At 69.0% G+C, this 19,109-nt stretch carries 16 protein-coding genes; 9 read left to right on the forward strand and 7 right to left on the reverse strand.

Annotated elements, in window-relative coordinates:
• Positions 1–70: 70 nt before the first annotated feature.
• Together FE633_RS26005 and rbsD are read left to right on the forward strand one after the other, a co-directional pair.
• The gene (locus FE633_RS26005) at positions 71–970 is read left to right on the forward strand and encodes a ribokinase (RefSeq protein WP_138047613.1); all 900 of its coding nucleotides are present in this window, start codon (positions 71–73) and stop codon (positions 968–970) included.
• A complete protein-coding gene (rbsD, locus tag FE633_RS26010; protein WP_138047614.1) occupies positions 967–1,356 on the forward strand; it encodes a D-ribose pyranase in 390 nt (129 codons plus the stop codon). Before FE633_RS26005 ends, rbsD begins: the two co-directional genes overlap by 4 nt.
• 293 nt (positions 1,357–1,649) lie before the next feature.
• Here rbsD and FE633_RS26015 read toward each other — a convergent pair whose 3' ends face one another.
• The 5 genes from FE633_RS26015 to FE633_RS26035 form a co-directional block, all read right to left on the reverse strand.
• Complete coding sequence (locus tag FE633_RS26015) at positions 1,650–2,741, reverse strand: hypothetical protein (RefSeq protein WP_138047615.1); 1,092 nt, start codon at positions 2,739–2,741, stop codon at positions 1,650–1,652.
• Between the two features lie 401 nt (positions 2,742–3,142).
• The gene (locus tag FE633_RS26020; RefSeq protein WP_138047616.1) at positions 3,143–4,477 is read right to left on the reverse strand and encodes a DUF6236 family protein; all 1,335 of its coding nucleotides are present in this window, start codon (positions 4,475–4,477) and stop codon (positions 3,143–3,145) included.
• A gap of 115 nt (positions 4,478–4,592) precedes the next feature.
• Positions 4,593–5,390: a sugar phosphate isomerase/epimerase family protein gene (locus FE633_RS26025; RefSeq protein WP_138047617.1), complete on the reverse strand. Its 798-nt coding sequence runs from the start codon at positions 5,388–5,390 to the stop codon at positions 4,593–4,595.
• Positions 5,391–5,419: 29 nt separating this feature from the next.
• Positions 5,420–6,589 (reverse strand): dihydrodipicolinate synthase family protein, encoded by a 1,170-nt coding sequence (locus FE633_RS26030; protein ID WP_138047618.1) that lies wholly within the window; start codon positions 6,587–6,589, stop codon positions 5,420–5,422.
• Positions 6,586–7,737, reverse strand: coding sequence for a Gfo/Idh/MocA family protein (locus FE633_RS26035; protein WP_138047619.1), 1,152 nt, complete (start codon positions 7,735–7,737; stop codon positions 6,586–6,588). The genes FE633_RS26030 and FE633_RS26035 overlap by 4 nt, the downstream gene beginning before the upstream one ends.
• A 324-nt stretch (positions 7,738–8,061) precedes the next feature.
• Here FE633_RS26035 and FE633_RS26040 point away from each other — a divergent pair, with 324 nt between their 5' ends.
• The 7 genes from FE633_RS26040 (at position 8,062) to FE633_RS26070 (ending at position 16,964) form a co-directional block, all read left to right on the forward strand.
• Entirely contained in the window at positions 8,062–9,111 is a 1,050-nt protein-coding gene (locus FE633_RS26040; protein ID WP_138047620.1) for a LacI family DNA-binding transcriptional regulator, read from the forward strand.
• 246 nt (positions 9,112–9,357) lie between these two features.
• Entirely contained in the window at positions 9,358–10,290 is a 933-nt protein-coding gene (locus FE633_RS26045) for a bifunctional helix-turn-helix transcriptional regulator/GNAT family N-acetyltransferase (protein WP_138047621.1), read from the forward strand.
• A 211-nt stretch (positions 10,291–10,501) separates the two neighbouring features.
• The gene (locus tag FE633_RS47865; protein WP_212747280.1) at positions 10,502–11,506 is read left to right on the forward strand and encodes a hypothetical protein; all 1,005 of its coding nucleotides are present in this window, start codon (positions 10,502–10,504) and stop codon (positions 11,504–11,506) included.
• Positions 11,507–12,193: 687 nt separating this feature from the next.
• A complete protein-coding gene (locus FE633_RS26055) occupies positions 12,194–12,994 on the forward strand; it encodes a sugar phosphate isomerase/epimerase family protein (RefSeq protein WP_138047622.1) in 801 nt (266 codons plus the stop codon).
• A gap of 16 nt (positions 12,995–13,010) precedes the next feature.
• Positions 13,011–13,979: a hypothetical protein gene (locus FE633_RS26060; RefSeq protein ID WP_138047623.1), complete on the forward strand. Its 969-nt coding sequence runs from the start codon at positions 13,011–13,013 to the stop codon at positions 13,977–13,979.
• A gap of 361 nt (positions 13,980–14,340) precedes the next feature.
• Complete coding sequence (locus FE633_RS26065; RefSeq protein WP_171060123.1) at positions 14,341–16,167, forward strand: glycoside hydrolase family 3 protein; 1,827 nt, start codon at positions 14,341–14,343, stop codon at positions 16,165–16,167.
• Between the two features lie 164 nt (positions 16,168–16,331).
• Complete coding sequence (locus tag FE633_RS26070) at positions 16,332–16,964, forward strand: hypothetical protein (protein ID WP_138047625.1); 633 nt, start codon at positions 16,332–16,334, stop codon at positions 16,962–16,964.
• A 76-nt stretch (positions 16,965–17,040) separates the two neighbouring features.
• On the opposite strand, the gene FE633_RS26075 is transcribed toward FE633_RS26070, so the two are convergent.
• A complete protein-coding gene (locus tag FE633_RS26075; protein ID WP_138047626.1) occupies positions 17,041–18,513 on the reverse strand; it encodes a S28 family serine protease in 1,473 nt (490 codons plus the stop codon).
• Between the two features lie 169 nt (positions 18,514–18,682).
• The gene (locus tag FE633_RS26080) at positions 18,683–19,075 is read right to left on the reverse strand and encodes a hypothetical protein (protein WP_138047627.1); all 393 of its coding nucleotides are present in this window, start codon (positions 19,073–19,075) and stop codon (positions 18,683–18,685) included.
• Positions 19,076–19,109 lie beyond the last annotated feature (34 nt).

The raw sequence follows: 19,109 nt of genomic DNA on the forward strand, positions 1-19,109 counted from the left end.
AGGACCCGCTCGGCCCGTCCCGGCCACCGACCGCGTAGGGCTCCAACTCACCTGCACAGGGAGACAGTTCATGTACGACTACGACCTCCTGGTCGTGGGATCGGCCAACGCCGACCTGGTGATCGGCGTCGACCGCCGTCCCGGTGCCGGTGAGACGGTCCTCGGCTCCGATCTGGCCCTCCACCCGGGCGGCAAGGGCGCCAACCAGGCGGTCGCCGCCGCCCGCCTGGGAGCCCGTACGGCGCTGCTGGCCCGCGTCGGCGACGACGCGCACGGGCGCCTGCTGCTCGACTCGCAGCGGGACGCCGGAGTCGACACGGCCGCTGTTCTGGTCGGCGGGGCGCCCACCGGCGTCGCGCTGATCACGGTCGACCCGTCGGGCGACAACAGCATCGTGGTGTCGCCGGGCGCGAACGGACACCTGACCCCGAAGGACATCCGCGCGGCGTCGGCCCTGCTCGCCGCCTCCCGGGTGGTCTCGGCCCAGCTGGAGATCCCCCTGGAAACGGTCGTGGAGGTCGTACGGGGCTTGCGGCCCGGCACCCGTTTCGTACTGAACCCTTCCCCGCCCCGGGAGTTGCCCGAGGACGTGCTCGCCGCCTGCGACCCGCTGATCCTGAACGAGCACGAAGCGCGGGTGGTGCTCGGCGTGGACACCGGCGACACACCGGAGCAGTGGGCCGAGGCGCTGCTCGCCCGCGGCCCGCGCTCGGTGGTCGTCACCCTGGGTGCGGACGGCGCGCTGGTCGCCGACACTGCAGGATCGGCCCGTGTCCCGTCCGTGAAGGTGGACGCCGTGGACACGACCGGCGCGGGCGACGCGTTCACCGCGGCGCTGGCCTGGCGGCTGGGGCTCGGGGAGTCCCTGGCGGAAGCCGCGGCGTACGCGGCGCGCGTGGGCGCCGCGGCCGTCACCCGGGAGGGCGCCCAGGCTTCCTTCCCGACTGCCGAGGAGGTCGCCGCCCTGTGAAGAAGGCCGGAATACTGAACCGCCATCTCGCCGGCGCCCTGGCCGAGCTGGGCCACGGCGACGGCGTACTGATCTGCGACGTCGGCATGCCCGTCCCGGCGGGCCCACGGCTCGTGGACCTGGCCTTCCGGGCCGGGGTGCCGTCCTTCGCCGAGGTGCTCGACGGCCTGCTGGCGGAACTGGTGGTGGAAGGCGCCACGGCCGCCACCGAGATCCGCGCGGCGAACCCGGCGGCGTCGGCGCTGCTGGACGCACACTTCCCGGAGCTGGAGCTCGTCTCGCACGAGGAGCTGAAGCAACTGTCGGCGGGCGCGCGCCTGATCGTACGGACCGGCGAGGCCCGCCCGTACGCGAATGTGCTGCTGCGCTGCGGGGTCTTCTTCTGACGCACCCGCTGACGTGCCCGCGAAAACTTCGAGGGGGCCTGATCCGTCGACCAGGCCCCCTCGGTTTCCCTCCCCTTACATCAGAAACCCCCGCGATCCCCCCGGATCCCCCTCCAGGTGTTCTGATGCCAGGTACGACCCACGGAATGCGGGGAGGGTTGTACAGCCTCTGAAGATTTTTTGGCACGATCACGCCGGGTCTCACTGACCCGTGGGCTGGTCGGGGTTGCTGGCGGCCGGGAAAGCGGCGAGGAAGAACTCGAGGCGGGGTGGGAGCGCAAGAGCGAATCGACCTAGAGAACTGATCCACCCTTTTGATATAGAACCCACACATAGTACCACTTATCTTCAATTATCTGGCGGGGATTCTGTTGCGCCTTGGCGTCGATGAATGCCCACAACCCCCCGGACACTCCTAAGACAGCCAACGCTTCTTGGAGGAAAGGACCGCAGACAGCAACGAGAACTCCCGTGACCGTACTCACTCCGGCTTTCGTGGCGGCAATTGCTCCTGTCCTTGAGGCTTTATTGAGATCCTCCGTCGCCTTGATGATGGAGCCTTTGATATCGAGACCAATCTGTCGAATCTCTCGCTCCGACTGCTCCGCATTCATCGCGTCATCCAGCTGATTAATTCTGCCTTGAATGAAGTTGCGAACCGATCGATGACCATTAAACTCTTCGACTGTTATCTTGCTGAACTCACTCATGGCGATACCGTCGATGAATGGAAGGTCGACGCCAAGAATGAACCGAACGGCGGCGCTCTTCATTGGGGCAGATTCCGATACATTCACAGCCCTGCCATCGCGAACCAGGTAGTCAACTGCGGTTATTTGGTGTGAGCGAGGGGATCCGTCGGCTCTGCCGGGTGACGCGATAAAGGACAGGTTTACATTCGTTCCTGAAAGGTACGGCAGGTACCAGGCAAGCCCCGTCCTGAGCAGAGGTTCCGAGTCAATCAGGTATCTCCCCAAGCGGCTGACGTCCGGGCAGTGAATGCCATAGGAGATCTCCGACTGAACGATGGCCGACTGCATACTGTTAGTTACTGGAAGAGTTCGGTAAGTCTCGATGTGTCGATACGGCGCAGACCTCCCATGCGTTAACAGCAACGTGTCAGAAACTAGGGTCGCCCTCTTTGTCAGCCGTTCAAGGTTGTAGGCAGGATCCTCGGCCGATAGCCCGATATAGAAATCCGATCCGCTCAGCTTCTTCGCGCTGACGAGCTGCCCAGTAGCGGGCTTCATTAGGCGCTTCACGTAGTGCTTGGCCACTTGATCTGGATCACTCGTTGTCGGGAGTGAATCGAAGATCCGACACATCACTTTGGCTACATCTGCATTGTGGACTACTTGCTCACGCTTCTTTCTGCGCCAGACCATGGGTCGATGATCTCTCCGTCCTTGATGAATGTCCAGGGCAGCAACGGGCAGGCTGGCACGGCTGATCGGGAAGTTCGGGTCCCTTTCATGCTGCCTTGAGTGCAAAGAGGCCCCACCTCGCCCTCTCCCCCAGCACCTGGGCCGACTTCGTCTCTTACGCCGCCCAGGACTGACTCGCCGGCGGCGCCCGATCCACGCATGCACTCCGCGAAAGCGTGAACACTTTCCCGGAAAGTGTTCACGCTTTTCGCAGCTGGTACCCCCGCGGAGGGGGACCAGAAAGGGGTTCCGCCATGCCGGTTCAGCGTTCTGCGCGGGTGCCGACCTCAAGGGGATCGGCACCGAGTGCGGCAAGCCGCCGCTGGTCGTTCACGGACACGTGAGGGCCAACCGTGCCCAACTCACCCTCTCCCCCACCACCGGGGACGACTTCGTCTCGTACGCCGTCCGGGACTGACCGGTGCCGCCCGGCGGATGGCGGAGCGGATCTGGGCGACGGTGTCGGAGGGGCTCAGTTCGTGCCGCAGGTTCAGCAGGTAGCCGGCGGGGTGGCCGGCGAGGACCTGCCTTCGCTGGTCGAGGGCGCTGCTCGCCGCTCCGACGAGGCACCCGGCGACCACGCCCGCGCCAGTGACGACGGACGGCAGGTGAACGGCGCCGGCGAGTACGCCCAACGCCGCCGGCGGTGCGAGCGTCTGGAGACTCAGGACGGCTCGGACGGGCTGCAGGCCGAGACGGCCGAGCTCACGTTCCATCTCGTCGATCGGCTGCGCGATCTTGCTCTCCACGTGGTTGCGCAGCTTCGCCGCTCGCACCCCCGGGTCCGGTACCCCGCTGATCTCGACGAAGTCCGGCGTGAGCGAGTCCAGGAACTCGCGATAGCGCATCAGCTCCGGCAGCAGCCTCCGCCGGGCTTCGATGATCCGCTCGACCGGCACCTCGGCCAGGTCGCGGGGGACGACCGTCTGCATGGCCATCACCGCGAACACGTGGCTGTAGTCCGTCGGGCCTTGCGTCGTCGTCCCGGAGTCGTCGGCGAGCAGGATCTCCGCCATGGCCTCGATCGTCCAGCCGGAGGTGACGGCAGAGATCAGCGCCTGATCGGTGACCGGGGTCATCCCGTTCTCCCGGGCGACCACGTCCGCGAGGATCGCCAGATAGACACCGGCCAGGCGAGGGTGCATCGCCAGGTCACTCACATGGAGGACCTTCCCGTCGGATGCGCGGCGCCATTGGTAGCTCCAGGACACCAACAAACCGGCGTCCGCCAGTCGTTGCGCCAGCTGATAGGACACCTTGCCCGGATGCACCTTCTCCAGCCGGGGATCGAGCGGCAGGAGTTCGTCGTACACCTCCCACGTGCGCAGGGATTCAACACCGAGCGCGGCGGCCCCGTACCGGGAGATCAGCTCATCCTGGTGTCTGTCGAGGAAGTCGTAGAACAGCGCGTCGACTTGATCCTCGGTATTCACAGGCCGGTGATCCCGAAGGGCGTAATCACCACCCACTCTCCCCAAAACGTCGTCGTCCACCCAGGACTCGTTGCCCCAGCCGGGCCTTACGTCCACGACGAAGTCGAACTCGTCCTTCAGACGCTTGACCGTGTCGGAGTCCCGCAGGCCGTAGTAGCCGAGCGGGCGGATCCGCCCGAGCTGTGGCCAGTGCAGGGCGGCAGCCTTGACCCAGGCGTCGGCGGGGAGGTTGACATACGGGAAGTAGAGCGCAACGTCACTCACAGGCACCACAATGCCCGCTCGCTGCCCGCCCGTGGAAGAGACCACGGGCGGGCAGCGACTCCGGATGACGGTGATTCGTGATCCGCGATCCGCGATCCGCGAATCCTGTTGCGGGCTACGCCACGTGCTCCACGAACCGCGCCGCCGTCTCCGCGAGGACCTCTCGCCCGTCTCGCGCCCACAACACATCATTGAACAGCTCGACTTCGATGGGCCCGGTATAGCCCGCCGCCTCGACGTAGCCCTTCCACTCGCGCATGTCGATCGAGCCGTCGCCGATCTGCCCACGGCCGGTGAGGACGCCCTCGGGCAACGGGGTCGTCCAGTCGGCCAGTTGGAAGGTGTGGATGCGGCCCGAGGCGCCCGCGCGGGCGATCTGGGCCGGAGCCGTGTCGTCCCACCAGATGTGGTACGTGTCGACCGTCACGCCGACCTGGTCCGCCGGGAAACGTTCCGCGAGGTCCAGGGCCTGGGCCAGGGTGGACACCACGCAGCGATCCGAGGCGTACATCGGGTGCAGGGGCTCGATGGCGAGGCGGACGCCCCGTTCGGCCGCGTACGGGCCCATTTCCCCCAGGGCGTCGGCGATGCGCTCGCGTGCGCCGTGCAGGTCCTTGGAGCCCGCCGGGAGGCCGCCCGACACCAGGACCAGCGTGTCCGTGCCGAGGGTGGCGGCCTCATCGATGGCCGCCCGGTTGTCGTCCAGGGCCTTCGCGCGCTCCTCCGGGTCGATCGCCGTGAAGAAGCCGCCCCGGCACAGGGTGGTGACCGTCAGGCCCGCGTCGCGGACCAGTTTCGCGGTCGCCTCCAGGCCATACGACTGGACCGGCTCACGCCAGAGACCGATGCCCGGAACGCCCAACTCCAAGCATGCCTCGACCAGTTCGGGCATGGACAGCTGCTTCACTGTCATCTGGTTGATGGAAAAGCGCGACAGTTCGGTCACTGGTTCACTCCGTACAGGGAGAGCAGGTTCTTCATGCGCGCCTCCGCCAGCGCCGGGTCCGGGAACAGGCCCAGCCCGTCGGCCAGTTCGTACGCGCGGGCGAAGTGCGGGAGCGAGCGCGCCGACTGGAGGCCGCCGACCATCGTGAAGTGCGACTGGTGGCCGGCCAGCCACGCCAGGAACACGACCCCGGTCTTGTAGAAACGGGTCGGGGTCTGGAAGAGGTGGCGGGACAACTCGACGGTGGGATCGAGGAGTTCGCGGAAGCCTTCGATATTGCCGGTGTCCAGCACCCGTACGGCCTCGGCCGCCAGGGGCCCCAGCGGGTCGAAGATGCCCAGCAGGGCGTGGCTGAAGCCCTGGTCGTCGCCCGCGATCAGCTCGGGGTAGTTGAAGTCGTCGCCGGTGTAGCAGCGCACCCCGTCGGGGAGCTTGCGCCGCAGGTCGATCTCGCGCTGGGCGTCCAGCAGGGAGACCTTGATGCCGTCGACCTTGTCGGGGTGGGCGGCGATGACCTCCAGGAAGGTGGAGGTGGCGGCGTCCAGGTCGGTGCTGCCCCAGTAGCCCTCCAGCGCCGGGTCGAACATCGGGCCGAGCCAGTGCAGGATCACCGGCTCGGACGCCTGGCGCAGCAGATGACCGTAGACCTCCAGGTAGTCCTCGGGGCTCTTGGCAACGGCGGCCAGGGCCCGGGAGGCCATGAGGATGGCCTGGGAGCCCGCCGCCTCGACCACGGCGAGCTGCTCCTCGTACCCGGCCCGGATCTCGTCGAGGTTGTACGGGTAGCCGATCTCGGTGGCGGGCAGCTGATCGGTGCCCACCCCGCAGGCGATCCGGCCGCCGACCGCCTTCGCCTCGGCCGAGGAGCGGCGGATCAGCTCCGCCGCGCCCGCCCAGTCCAGGCCCATGCCGCGCTGGGCGGTGTCCATGGCCTCGGCGACGCCCAGCCCGTGCGACCACAGGTGGCGGCGGAAGGCGAGGGTGGCGTCCCAGTCGACGACGGCGGGCGAGTCGGGGGAAACGTCCGCGTACGGGTCGGCCACGACGTGCGCCGCCGAGAAGACCGTACGGGAGGTGAGCGGGGCTCCGGTGGTGACGGCGAGCGGTTCGGTACGCGGCGTATAGGCGCGCAGCTCCCCGCCCGCGCCCGGCAGTTGGATGGTCACAGCGAGATCTCCGGTACGTCGAAACGACGGCCCTCGGCCGAGGACTTCAGGCCCAGTTCGGCGAGCTGGACGCCGCGGGCGCCGGCGAGGAGGTCCCAGTGGTAGGGGGCGTCGGCGTACACGTGCTTGAGGAAGAGCTCCCACTGGGCCTTGAAGCCGTTGTCGAAGTCGGCGTTGTCGGGGACTTCCTGCCACTGGTCGCGGAAGACCTCGGTGGCCGGGATGTCGGGGTTCCACACCGGCTTGGGGGTCGCGCTGCGGTGCTGGGCACGGCAGTTGCGCAGCCCGGCGACCGCCGAGCCCTCGGTCCCGTCCACCTGGAACTCCACCAGCTCGTCCCGGTTGACGCGGACGGCCCAGGAGGAGTTGATCTGGGCGATGGCGCCGTTCTCCAGCTCGAAGATGCCGTACGCGGCGTCGTCGGCGGTGGCGTTGTAGGGCTTGCCCTGCTCGTCCCAGCGCTGCGGGATGTGGGTCGCGGCCAGCGCCTGTACGGACTTGACCCGGCCGAACAGCTCGTGGAGGACGTACTCCCAGTGCGGGAACATGTCGACGACGATGCCGCCGCCGTCCTCGGCGCGGTAGTTCCAGGACGGGCGCTGGGCGGACTGCCAGTCGCCCTCGAAGACCCAGTAGCCGAACTCTCCGCGCACGGACAGGATCCGCCCGAAGAAGCCGCCGTCGATGAGACGCTTCAGCTTGAGCAGGCCTGGGAGGAAGAGCTTGTCCTGCACGACGCCGTGCTTGATGCCCTTGGCTGCCGCCAGCCGGGCGAGCTCCAGGGCGCCCTCGAGGCCGGTCGCGGTCGGCTTCTCGGTGTAGATGTGCTTGCCGGCGTCGATCGCCTTCTTGATCGCCTCCTCGCGGGCGGAGGTGACCTGGGCGTCGAAGTAGATGTCGATGGTCGGGTCGGCGAGCACGGCGTCCAGGCTGGTGGACCAGCGCTCGAGTCCGTGCTGGTCCGCGAGGGCCTTCAGCGCATGCTCGCGGCGGCCGACCAGAACCGGCTCCGGCCACAGCACGTTGCCGTCGCCGAGATCCAGGCCGCCCTGTTCGCGCAGGGCGAGGATCGAGCGGACGAGGTGCTGTCGGTAGCCCATGCGTCCCGTCACGCCGTTCATCGCGATGCGCACCGTCTTGCGTGTCACGTCATTCCTTTCGTACGCGTCCTGCGCCGGGTACGCCCCACAGCTGAACAGGTGAGCGTTACAGCAAGCGCTTTCTACCTGATGAGAAGCTAGCCTCTGTGCAGCGGATCGGACAAGACCGTGCGGTGGTGAGATATGCGGTCGTACGATCCGCGTCCTGAGGACGACCGGCGTGGACGACACACCGACGAAGACGACGTACCCGCGACAACGGTGTATCGACGTGGACGGCGTACCGACAAGATGACGGACGACGAAGATGACGGACGACGTGGACGACGTGCCGGCGTCGACAGGCGACAGGCGTGACCGGAGGACAACCAGATGACCGTGACCCTGGCGGACGTGGCGGCTCGCGCGGAGGTCTCGCCCGCCACCGTGTCCCGTGTGCTCAACGGCAACTATCCCGTGGCGGCATCGACGCGGGAGCGGGTGCTGCGGGCCGTGGACGAGCTGGACTACGTACTCAACGGCCCGGCGAGCGCGCTGGCCGCCGCGACCTCCGACCTGGTCGGGATCCTGGTCAACGACATCGCCGACCCGTTCTTCGGGATCATGGCGGCGGCGATCCAGTCCGAGATCGGCGGTCCGGGCGGGCGCGCGGGCGGGGAGCGGCTGGGCGTGGTCTGCAACACGGGCGGCTCGCCGGAGCGCGAACTCACCTACCTCACGCTGCTTCAGCGCCAGCGTGCCGCGGCGGTCGTGCTGACCGGCGGGGCCGTCGAGGACTCCGCGCATGCGGCGGCCGTCGCGACGAAGCTGCGGAAGCTGGCGGACGCGGGGACGCGGGTGGTGCTGTGCGGGCGGCCGCCCGCACCGGCCGGCACCGACGCGGTGGCGCTCACCTTCGACAACCGCGGCGGCGGGCAGCAGCTCACGGAGCACCTGATCGAACTCGGTCACCGCCGCATGGGCTACATCGCGGGCCCGGAGGAACGCACCACGACCCGCCACCGCCTGGAGGGCCACCGGGCGGCGCTGGCGGCGCACGGTCTTCCCGACGACCCCCGCCACACCGTGTACGGCCGCTACGACCGGCGCTCCGGTTACGAGGCCACGCTCGAACTTCTGCGCCGCGACCCGGATCTGACCGCGGTCGTCGCCGCGAACGACACCGTCGCCCTCGGGGCGTGCGCCGCTCTGCGCGACTCCGGACTCCGTATCCCCGACGACATCTCGGTCGTCGGCTTCGACGACCTGCCCTTCAGCGTCGACGCCGTGCCCGCCCTCACGACGGTGCGGCTGCCGCTGTCGGAGGCCGGCGCCCGGGCCGGGCGGATCGCGATGGGCCGGGAGGAGCCGCCGCCGGGCGGGATCGCCACGGTGCGGGGGGAGTTGATGGTGCGGGGGTCCACCGGGGTGCCCAAGAACTGACACGCATCACTCCTGAACTGCACGCGAGGAACGCGCATCGGGTGGCTTTCTGAATCGCAGCGGGGCCGGCACTGCACAGCAGCGCCGGCCCCGCTTCTGTGATCGCCTACGGCTGGACGGTCCGGTCAGGACCCAGCAGGCCTGTCGTTCGCCGTTCTCTGCATTTCCGTGGACGAGGGGCCGGAGTCGGCTTACTCTCAGGTCAGCGATATCTCTGACTGAGTCAACTATCCGGGGGTGGGACCCATGACCGTGCAGGACATCCGCTCGTTCAACCGCTTCTACACCAACGTCATCGGCGCGCTGGACTACAGTCGCCCGCTCTACGCCCCGTACACGCTGACCGAGGCCCGCGTGCTGTACGAACTCGTGCACTCGCCGCGCACGGACGCCGCCGACCTGCGTGGCGAACTGTCGCTGGACGCCGGGTACTTGAGCCGGATCCTGGCGAAATTCGAGCAGGACGGACTGATCGAGCGCACGCCCTCGGAGAAGGACAGCCGGCGCCGCCGTATCACGCTCACCGCGCGCGGACGCGAGATGGCTGACCTGCTCGACGAGCGTTCGGGGCAGGCCGTCGGGTCGCTGCTGGCCACGGTTCCGGAGGCCGACCGGCCCCGCCTCTCCGAGGCGATGGGCACGATCCAGGAGGTCCTCTCGAAGGGCAGGCCGCCGCGCCGCGAGGACGTCGTCCTGCGCGAATCCGGCCCCGGCGACCTCGGCTGGATCGTGCAGCGCAACGCCGCGCTCTACACCGCCGAATACGGGTTCAACCTGGACTACGAGGGCCTCGTCGCGCGGATCGTCGCGGACTACGCGGAGGATCACGACCCGCACCTGGAGCGGGTGTGGATCGCGGAGCTGGGCGGGCGTGCGGTGGGCTGCATCATGTGCGTACGGGACGAGGCACCCGGCGCCGCGCGCCTGCGCCTCCTCCTCGTCGAACCGGACGCCCGCGGCCTGGGCATCGGCGACCGGCTGGTCCGGGCCTGCGTGGAGTTCGCGCGAGACGTCGGCTATCGCGAGATGGTCCTGTGGACGAACGACATCCTGTCCTCCGCCCGCCGCATCTACCAGCACCACGGCTTCGTCCTCGTCACCGAGAAACCGCACCGCTCCTTCGGCGTGGACCTCGTCGGCCAGGACTGGCGTCTGGACCTGCAGGGGACGCAGGAATGAACCTGCACTGCGCGTACGAGTGACGGGTCAGCAACTGCTGATTCGGTTGTTGGCCACAGCTGGCCAGCGCATCCCTCGTCAGAGTGAACGAGGCCGGTTACCGGGATCCCGCGCATGCGGGGAACGCATGATCGGTGACGGCAGCTGAGTTCGTGGTGACCCGGCGAGAGGGGAGAGGCCAGTGGCCCGGCAGCGCGGGAGGAAGCGTGCGTTGCGTACGATTGCACCCCCGTTCACGGTGGCCGCACCCTCGGGTGCCCGAATCCGAGACCGGCTGCGCGTCGATGTCGCGGACGAGAAGGTCCTCACCATGGTCGGGCAGCACCTCGGCCGTCATCAGCGGGCGGATCTCGCTGAGCGCGTTGCGATCGGCCCGGTGCCGGTGAAGGACAACCGGCGGGCCGAGCGGAAGAAGAAGCTGACGACGGTGTCGTCGTCGCGCTGGGCAGGGGCGATGACCCGCGCCAGCGAGGACCAGTACCAGCTCAGCATGCGCTGTCTGTACAACGAGCGTGCCGGGCTCCGTCGCGCGATCGGTAACATCACCCGTCGTCTCGCGGTGCCGTGCGGGCAACGTACGGGCCGGGTGCGCGGCTACCAGGGCCAGGGCGAACGCTTCCAGAAGCAGCGCCGCCTCCAAGCACTCAAAGCCCGTCTTGCTGTGGTCGAGCAGCACATCGGCGAGGGCCGGCCGTCCCTTGTGGTGGGCTGCCGCCGTCTGGCGAAGACCCGGCACAACCTGGCCGACGCCCAGCTCACGACCGAGGACTGGCGCACGCGGTGGGACGCGGCCCGGCTGTTCCTTACCGCGGACGGCGAGTCCGGGGTCCCGCACGGGAACTACACCATCACGGTGGATCCGGCGGACGGCAGCGTGACGATCGTGCTGCCCGAACCGCTCAGGTATCTCGCGAACGCATCACGTGGCCGCTACCGGCTGACCTGCATCGTCGCCTTCCACCATCGGAGGGAGGAGTGGCTGGACCGCGTCGCCACGAACCAGGCCGTCCGCTACGACATCGTGCGCGACCCCGTACGCGGGCGCTGGTATCTCGATGCCTCGTGGTCGGCAGCAAAGGCCATGGTGCCGTCGCCGCAGGAGATCCGGGCGGCAGGCGGGCGCATGCTCGCGGTCGACCTGAACGCCGACCATTCGCAGCGTACGTGCTCGACCCGCAGGGCAACCCCGTCGGCGAACCCATCACGGTGCCACTGAAGTTGACCGGTGACGCGTCCCGGCGGGACGGCAGGCTGAGGGCCGCTGTCAGCTCGCTGATCGGGATGGCCAGGACACACGACTGTACTGGGATCGTGGTCGAGAACCTGAGCTTCACCGACGCCCGGCAGACGGGCCGGGAGACGATGGGACGCGGTCGGCGCGGCAAGGCCTTCCGCCGCACTGTGGCCGGTATCCCGACCGCGAGGTTCCGGGAACGACTGCGCGGCATGGCCTACCACCAGGGGCTGGTCGTAGTCGCCGTGGACCCGGCCTACACATCTCGCTGGGGCGCCCAGCATTGGCAAGGGCCCCTCGACGATCAATCGAAGACCACTGTCACCCGGCATCACGCGGCCGCCGTGGCGATCGGCAGACGCGGCCTGGGACAACGGATCCGGCGTCGGCCAGGTGTGACCGCTTCCGACCGGAGGATCGGGCAGCGGAGAGCTACCGGCCAGACCGTATGCGTGCCCAGGCCGCGTGGGGCCACGAGCTCACCCAGGACCACAGGCACGCCCCACGAGGGCGGCAAGACCTGCTGGAGCCGAGGTGACCAGCTCGTGCTGTTCCCAGCACCCAGGACCGTTCGGGGTGCACCCGGCGCCAGACGCCTCACACCTGGCCCGGAACGCGTTGGTTCGGCCAACACCGGCCGACATCGCTAGGAACGGTATGGTCCACCGCATGAAACTGGCGTTCTCCACCCTCGGCGTTCCCGGACTCCCGATCCCCGACGTGGTACGGCTCGCGGCCACGCACGGCTACCACGGTGTCGAGTTGCGAGCTCACCCCGAGGAGCCGGTCCATCCGGGCCTGCATCTGCCCCAACGGGCGGACGTGGCCGCCGAGTTCAAGGCGGCCGGCATCGAGATCCTGGGACTGGCGGGATACGCGCGCGTGGCGGCTCCGGGCGACGACGAGCCCGTGCTCCAGGAGATCCGCGACCTCCTGGAGCTGGCCCGCGACCTCGGCGCGCCCTTCATCCGGGTCTTCCCCGGCGCGGGCACCGAACAGAGCCCCGAGGAAGCCGACGCGACGGCCGCGCGCCGCCTGGGCACGGCCGCCGAGTACGCCGCCGACCTCGGCGTACGCATCCTGCTGGAGACCCACGACTCGCACCGCACCGGCGCGGACGCCATGCGCGTCCTCGGCCTGGTCGGCCACCGCCAGGTCGGCGCCCTTTGGGACGTCATGCACACCTGGCTCGGCGGCGAACAGCCCACGTCGACGTTCCCCGCGCTCTCGCCGTACCTCGGGTATGTCCAGGTCAAGGACATCGCCTCCGCCGACGACAAGACCCCCCTGCCGCTCGGCTCGGGAGTCCTCCCGCTCACCGAGTGCGTCGAAGTCCTGAGCCGCGAGGGCTGGGACGGCTGGCTGTGCTGGGAGTACGAGAAGCGCTGGTACGAGACGGCCGCCCCCCTGCCGGACCTGCTGGGGCCCGGCCGGGAGCATCTGGCGCGGTTGCTCAACGAGTCGGCGTGACCTCGGGCGTGCGGGCGTGAGTGTTGTCGGCGACGCCCTCCGCGTCCTGCGCCGCAACCGGCGCCCGCTGTACGGGTTCGGCCTCGTCGTCACCGCCCTCACCACCCTCGTGGGCGGCGGAATCGTGGCGGCGGGTTTCCTCGTGTCCTGGGGCGCCTTCGAGGACGCCCGGAAAGACGCGGAGTTTTCCATCGCCGCCGAGGACTCCTACGTGGCGTACGCCGAACAGATGGACACGTTGTGGATGGTCGCAGTCGTCGTCACGGTGCTGCTCCTGATCGTTGCGGCGGTCGTTCTGGCGGTGCTGCTCACCGCACATGCGGTCGCCGTCGACCACGACCTGAACGACCGGGGAAGCCTGAGCACCGGAGAGTTGTGGGCGCGCACGCGCCCGTACGTCGGTGCCGCCGTCCGGGTCCAGGCACGGACCTGGCTGCGCGCCTTGGGCACGGCCTTTCCGGGGATCGTCCTGTGGAACCTGGTCGAGGCGGGCGCGGTGCCCGGTGTGGAGCGCACGCTGGTCGGTGAGACCGCGACCATGCAGTACCGGATCGTGGGCTGGGCTCTGCCGATCGCCGTCGCCGGGCTCGGTCTTCTCGTGTACTTCCGCCACTCCGTGGCCTCGGCCGCGCTCGTGTCCGAGCAGTCCTCGCCGAAAGCGGCCGTGCGGCGCTCGTGGGCGCTGACGGGTGGCGCGCCGTGGAAGACGTACGGCCTCGGTCTGCTGCTCACGGCCACCGTCGCGCTCGTCTTCACCCTCGTCCAGTACGCGGCGAAACCCGTCGCCCATCCGCTGGGGCTGGCCATGCTCCGGCTCAGCGACGACAACGTGTACATCACGGGCGTCCTGGTCCTGATCACACCGACCGCGGCGGCCCTCCTGCTGCTCCCCCTGGTGATCCTGCCGCCCGTGTGCTCGGTGGCCGCCCTCCTCCATGTGAAGCTCCGCGCCGAACAGGAGCGCCGCGTCACCTCCGCAGTCTGAGATGCCACCACTCAACCCGCACACCGCGGCCCACACACCCCTGTGACCGCCTCCGCACCACTTTCCCTGAATCTCCGGAAATCGGGGAACCCTTATGCGCCACCCCCCGTCCAACCCGCAAGCTGCCGGATGAGTCTCCGCAGTGCGGTGTCGGCCCTCGCTGCTGGCTGCGATCGCTGACCAACCCTCTCCGCCGCCTGCGGCCGGCAGCACGCCGTCATCGGCGCGCCCCCTCCAACAGCGCCGATGGCGGCCCCTGTCTTGACGGGCAGAAATTTCCCCGATATCCGTGACTTCTCGGAAGTTTCCTTCATTCCCGCCCCTCCACGGGCCCTTGAGGCCCTCTCCGGAAGGAGCGCACGTGTACGAACGCACGAGGAAGTCCGGCACCTCCAGACGTACGTTGCTCGCCGCGGCAGCGGGTTCGGCGGCGGCCGTCGCCGTCGGTGGAACCCCTGCCCGGGCGGACGACGACAAGCGGCACGACCAGCGACTGCGCGCGCTCATCTCCCGTATGACCCTCGAAGAGAAGGTCGGCCAGCTCTTCGTGATGCGGGTGTACGGCCACTCGGCCACCGCGCCCGACCAGGCCGACATCGACGCGAACCTCAGCGAGATCGGCGTACGGACGGCCGCCGAGCTGATCGCCAAGTACCGGGTGGGCGGGATCATCTACTTCGCCTGGGCGCACAACACCCGTGACCCGCACCAGATCGCCGACCTGTCCAACGGGATCCAGCGAGCCGGCCTGGCTCAGCCACGCGGCCTGCCCCTGCTCATCTCCACCGACCAGGAGCACGGGATCGTCGCCCGCGTGGGCAAGCCCGCGACGCTCTTCCCGGGTGCCATGGCGCTCGGCGCGGGCGGCTCGCGCACGGACGCCCGCAGGGCGGGGCAGATCGCGGGCGCGGAGCTGCGCGCGCTGGGCATCCGCCAGGACTACGCTCCGGTCGCCGACGTCAATGTGAACCCGGCCAACCCGGTCATCGGCGTACGCTCCTTCGGCGCCGACCCGCAGGCCGTGTCCCGTATGGTCGCCGCCCAGGTGAAGGGCTATCAGGGCGCCGATGTCGCGGCGACGGCCAAGCACTTCCCGGGGCACGGCGACACCGAGACCGACAGCCACTACGGCTTCCCGGTCATCGAGCACACCGAAGAGCAGTGGGGGCAGTTGGACGCGCCGCCGTTCAGGGCGGCGATCGCGGCCGGGATCGACTCGATCATGACCGCCCACATCATGGTCCCGGCGCTCGACCCGTCCGGCGACCCGGCCACGCTCTCCCGCCCCATCCTCACCGGCATCCTGCGCGAACGGCTCGGCTACGACGGGGTCGTGGTGACGGACTCGCTCGGCATGCAGGGCGTACGGACGAAGTACGGCGACGACCGGGTGCCGGTACTCGCGCTGAAGGCCGGCGTCGACCAGCTGCTGAACCCGCCGAAGCTGGACGTCGCCTGGAACGCGGTCCTCCAGGCCGTCCGCGGCGGCGAGCTGACCGAGGCGCGCCTCGACGAGTCGATCCTGCGGATCCTGCGGCTCAAGGCGAAGCTGGGGCTACTCAAGGACCCGTACGTCTCCCCTCGCGGCGTCGACCGCACGGTGGGCACCCCGGCGCATCTCAGGGCCGCCGACCGCATCGCCGAGCGGACGACGACGCTGCTGGTCAACGAGGGCGGACTGCTGCCGCTGTCCCGCCGTACGCGGAAGAAGGTGCTCGTCGTGGGCGCCGATCCCGCGTCGCCGTCCGGAACCACCGGACCGCCCACGACCGTACTCGCCACCGCGCTCACGGAGCTGGGCTTCACCGCCACCCCGCTGTCCACCGGTACGGCCCCCTCCGCGACGACCATCGCGCAGGCGGTGGCGGCGGCCCAGGAAGCGGACGCGGTACTCGTCGCCACCTACAACGTGACGGCGACGAGCTCCCAGAAGACGCTCGTCGGCCGGTTGATCGCGACCGGACGTCCGGTGGTCGCGCTGGCCGTCCGCAATCCGTACGACGTGGCCCACCTGCCCGATGTGCGCGCGTACCTGGCGACGTACTCCTGGACGGACGTCGAACTGCGCGCGGCGGCACGGGTGATCGCGGGCCGCGTCGATCCGGCGGGCAGGCTGCCGGTGCCGGTGCAGCGGGCGGACGATCCGGCGCGGGTGCTGTATCCGATCGGGCACGGACTGGGTTACTAGGTCGTCAGCCGGACAGAGGATGACGTACAGCTGGGTAATCCGCCGTACCCGACGTACGTCGCACACAAGGCGCACCACCCCCAAGTGACGCAAAGCGTCCCACATGTCTGGCGTGCGCCCGCTGTGGCGGGTCACGCTGGGCGGGGGTATCGGGGGGGAGCGTCATGCGCGATGCATGTGGTGTGAGGGTGGTGGGCGCACTGCTGATGCTGGTGGTGGCGCTCACCGGGTGCCAGCAGGTCTCGGGAGCCGAGAACGGGCGGCTCGACGAGAACGGAAGGGCGACGTCCACGCCGACGCGGACCTCGGGGCACGGGGCGACGTTCCTCGGCATCGACGAGTGCAGTTCCTTCGGGCGCGAGTCGTTCACCGAGGTGCCGTGCACCAGCGAGAGGGCGGCGGCGCGGGTGGTGGCGCGCCACGACGGCAAGGTGAACGAGGGACCGTCGTGCCCCGCCACCACGGACTTCGTGCTGCACATCAGCGCACAGAAACCGTCCGCGGACGAGGACGGCGACGGCGCGGTCCCGCAGGGCTACGCCTGTATGCGCAACCTCGAAGCCCCGCACCCCGGCGATCCGGGGGGCGGGGGCGGGCCGCGCACCATCGTCGGCGACTGCGTCTACAGCACGGGCGCGGGCGAGGTCCGCGAGACGTCGTGCGACGGCAAGGGCAAGAAAGCGCCCGAATTCAAGGTGAGCTCGGCGGTCGACGAGCGCACCGACTGTCCGTCCTCGACGGCTCTGTATGTGCAGCTCGGCGGCCCCAAGCGAGTGGGCTGCGCCCGCCCGTTGTAGCCACACCGGGTGGCTGGGTGGTCAACGGGCGGACGCGGCAATGGAGTTACCGTCCTACTGCCGTCCTACTGCCGTCCTAGGGACGCAGCTGGTGCTCCACCTCGCGCTTGTCCAGCTTCGCGTCGTACTTCGCCAGCGGCTTCGCCTTCGACGGGTCCGCCTGGACCGTGGCGGAGGCGACGCCCGCCCACTTCAGGATGCGGGCCGTGGCCAGCTCCTGCTCGTCGGCGACGAGACCGGTGACCCGGGCGCCGTGGTTGGCGCCGGGGGCCGTGAAGACGTACGAGTCGTGTGCGCCCTTGCCGAGGTGGAACGGCTCGGCGCCCCACGGGTCGTTCTGGCCGTACACGAACAGCATCTGCCGGGCGTTGTGCTTGACCCAGGTGTCGATGTCGCGCATCGCCGACGGCTGGAACTTCATGGGGATGTCGCGCGGTACGAAGTTCCGCGGCGGCTGGTAGCCGTACCGGATCAGCTTCGACTCGATGTGCGGGAACTTGATCGTCGGTGCCCCCAGCTGCGTACCCGCCTGGTAGTAGTACGGCGTGTACTGCTCGAGGCCCTGGTCGGCGTAGGCCGAGAACCCGGAGATCGTGTCGATCGAGGTCCAGATCTCGTCGTCGGTCGCGGTCGCCGCGTCCGCCGGGATCGTGTCGCAGTCGCCGAGCAGGCTGTACTGCCAGAAGCCCCACACGTAGTCGAGGACGACGGCCTCGTACGCCCGGTCGAGGCTGCCGATCGTCTTGAAGGTGAGGCCTTCGGCTGCGGCGTACTCCTGGTACCGCTTCTCCAGCGGCTCACGGCGTACGAGCGCCTCGCGCTGCACGGCGTTCAGCTTGTCGCGGCACTCCTTGGTGCCGACGTTCGCGAAGAACTTGTCATACGCCGAGTCCTCCTTGTTCACCACGTCGTTGGGGGCGACGTACGCGACGACGCCGTCCATGTCGCGCGGGTAGAAGCGCTCGTAGTACGTGGCGGTCATGCCGCCCTTCGAACCGCCCGTGGAGATCCACTTCTTGTCGTAGATCGGCCTCAGCGCCTTGAAGATGCGGTGCTGGTCGCTGGCCGCCTGCCAGATGTCCAGCTTGGACCAGTCGGCCGGGTCGGGCCGGGACGGAGTGAAGAAGCGGTACTCCATCGAGATCTGGTTGCCGTCCACGATCTGGGTCGGCTCACGGCGGCTCGGGGTCGTGGAGACGTTGTAGCCGCCGGTGTAGAAGACCGTCGGGCGGGCCGTGTCCTTGTGCAGCACCGTGATGCGCTGCTGGAACGTGCCCTTGGACGGCTGCCGGTGGTCGATCGGCTGGGTGTAGTTGAGGACGAAGAAGCGGTAGCCGGTGTAGGGCTTCTCCTCGACCAGGCTCATGCCCGGTATCGCGAGGAGCCGGTCCTTGATGTCGGCGGCGGTGTCCGTGGTGGTGCTGTTGGTGGCACTGGCGCTGGTACTCGTGCCGGTGGCCTCCGGCTGGGCGGCGGTGGCCGCGCCGGCCGTGCTCACTGTGCCGGTGAGCACCACGAGCGACAGCAGCCATCTGAGCGTCTTGCGCATGCACTCTCCCCTGGAAAACGCAGATGTCCGCCGGAACCTAGCGGAGCAACTGGCGTGACACCAGGGGGATTTGGGAAAAGCTGTGGCTATGCGGTGATTACGCGGGGAACTTGGCGGAGAATCCGGCGAGAAATCCGCAGTGCACTCGGCAGTGCACTCGGCGGGGAACTCAGCAGAGAATCCAGCCGGAGCTCACCGAGCCCGAGCCGACGGAACCCGTCACCCACACACAGCGGTGACCCGCGTACACGTCCTCCGGGCCCGCATGCCGCCTGAAGAGCCCCCCGTCGAATGCCGCCCGGCCGCCGCGTGCCCGCACGCTCACGGACATTTTCCGCCAAGGGCCCGGATTCTTGGGGAGAGTCACCGCGCAGACGTAACCACGGCTCTTGTAGACCTGAACGGAGCCCGTGGAGAAGGGCAGCGTACGCACCTTGCGTCCGGAGCAGAGCGCCGCCGCCTCGGCGTCACCCGTGCCCGGGCCCGCGACCACCAGCAGGCCCGAGGCGGTCAGCACGGCCATACCGAGCGCCGCCCTTCGGCGTATCGCGGCCTTGTCCACGGTTTGTCCCTCCCACAGCAATCGGCGTACTGAT

The sequence above is a fragment of the Streptomyces montanus genome, from assembly GCF_005786655.1.
GTDB classification, from domain to species: Bacteria; Actinomycetota; Actinomycetes; order Streptomycetales; family Streptomycetaceae; genus Streptomyces; species Streptomyces sporangiiformans.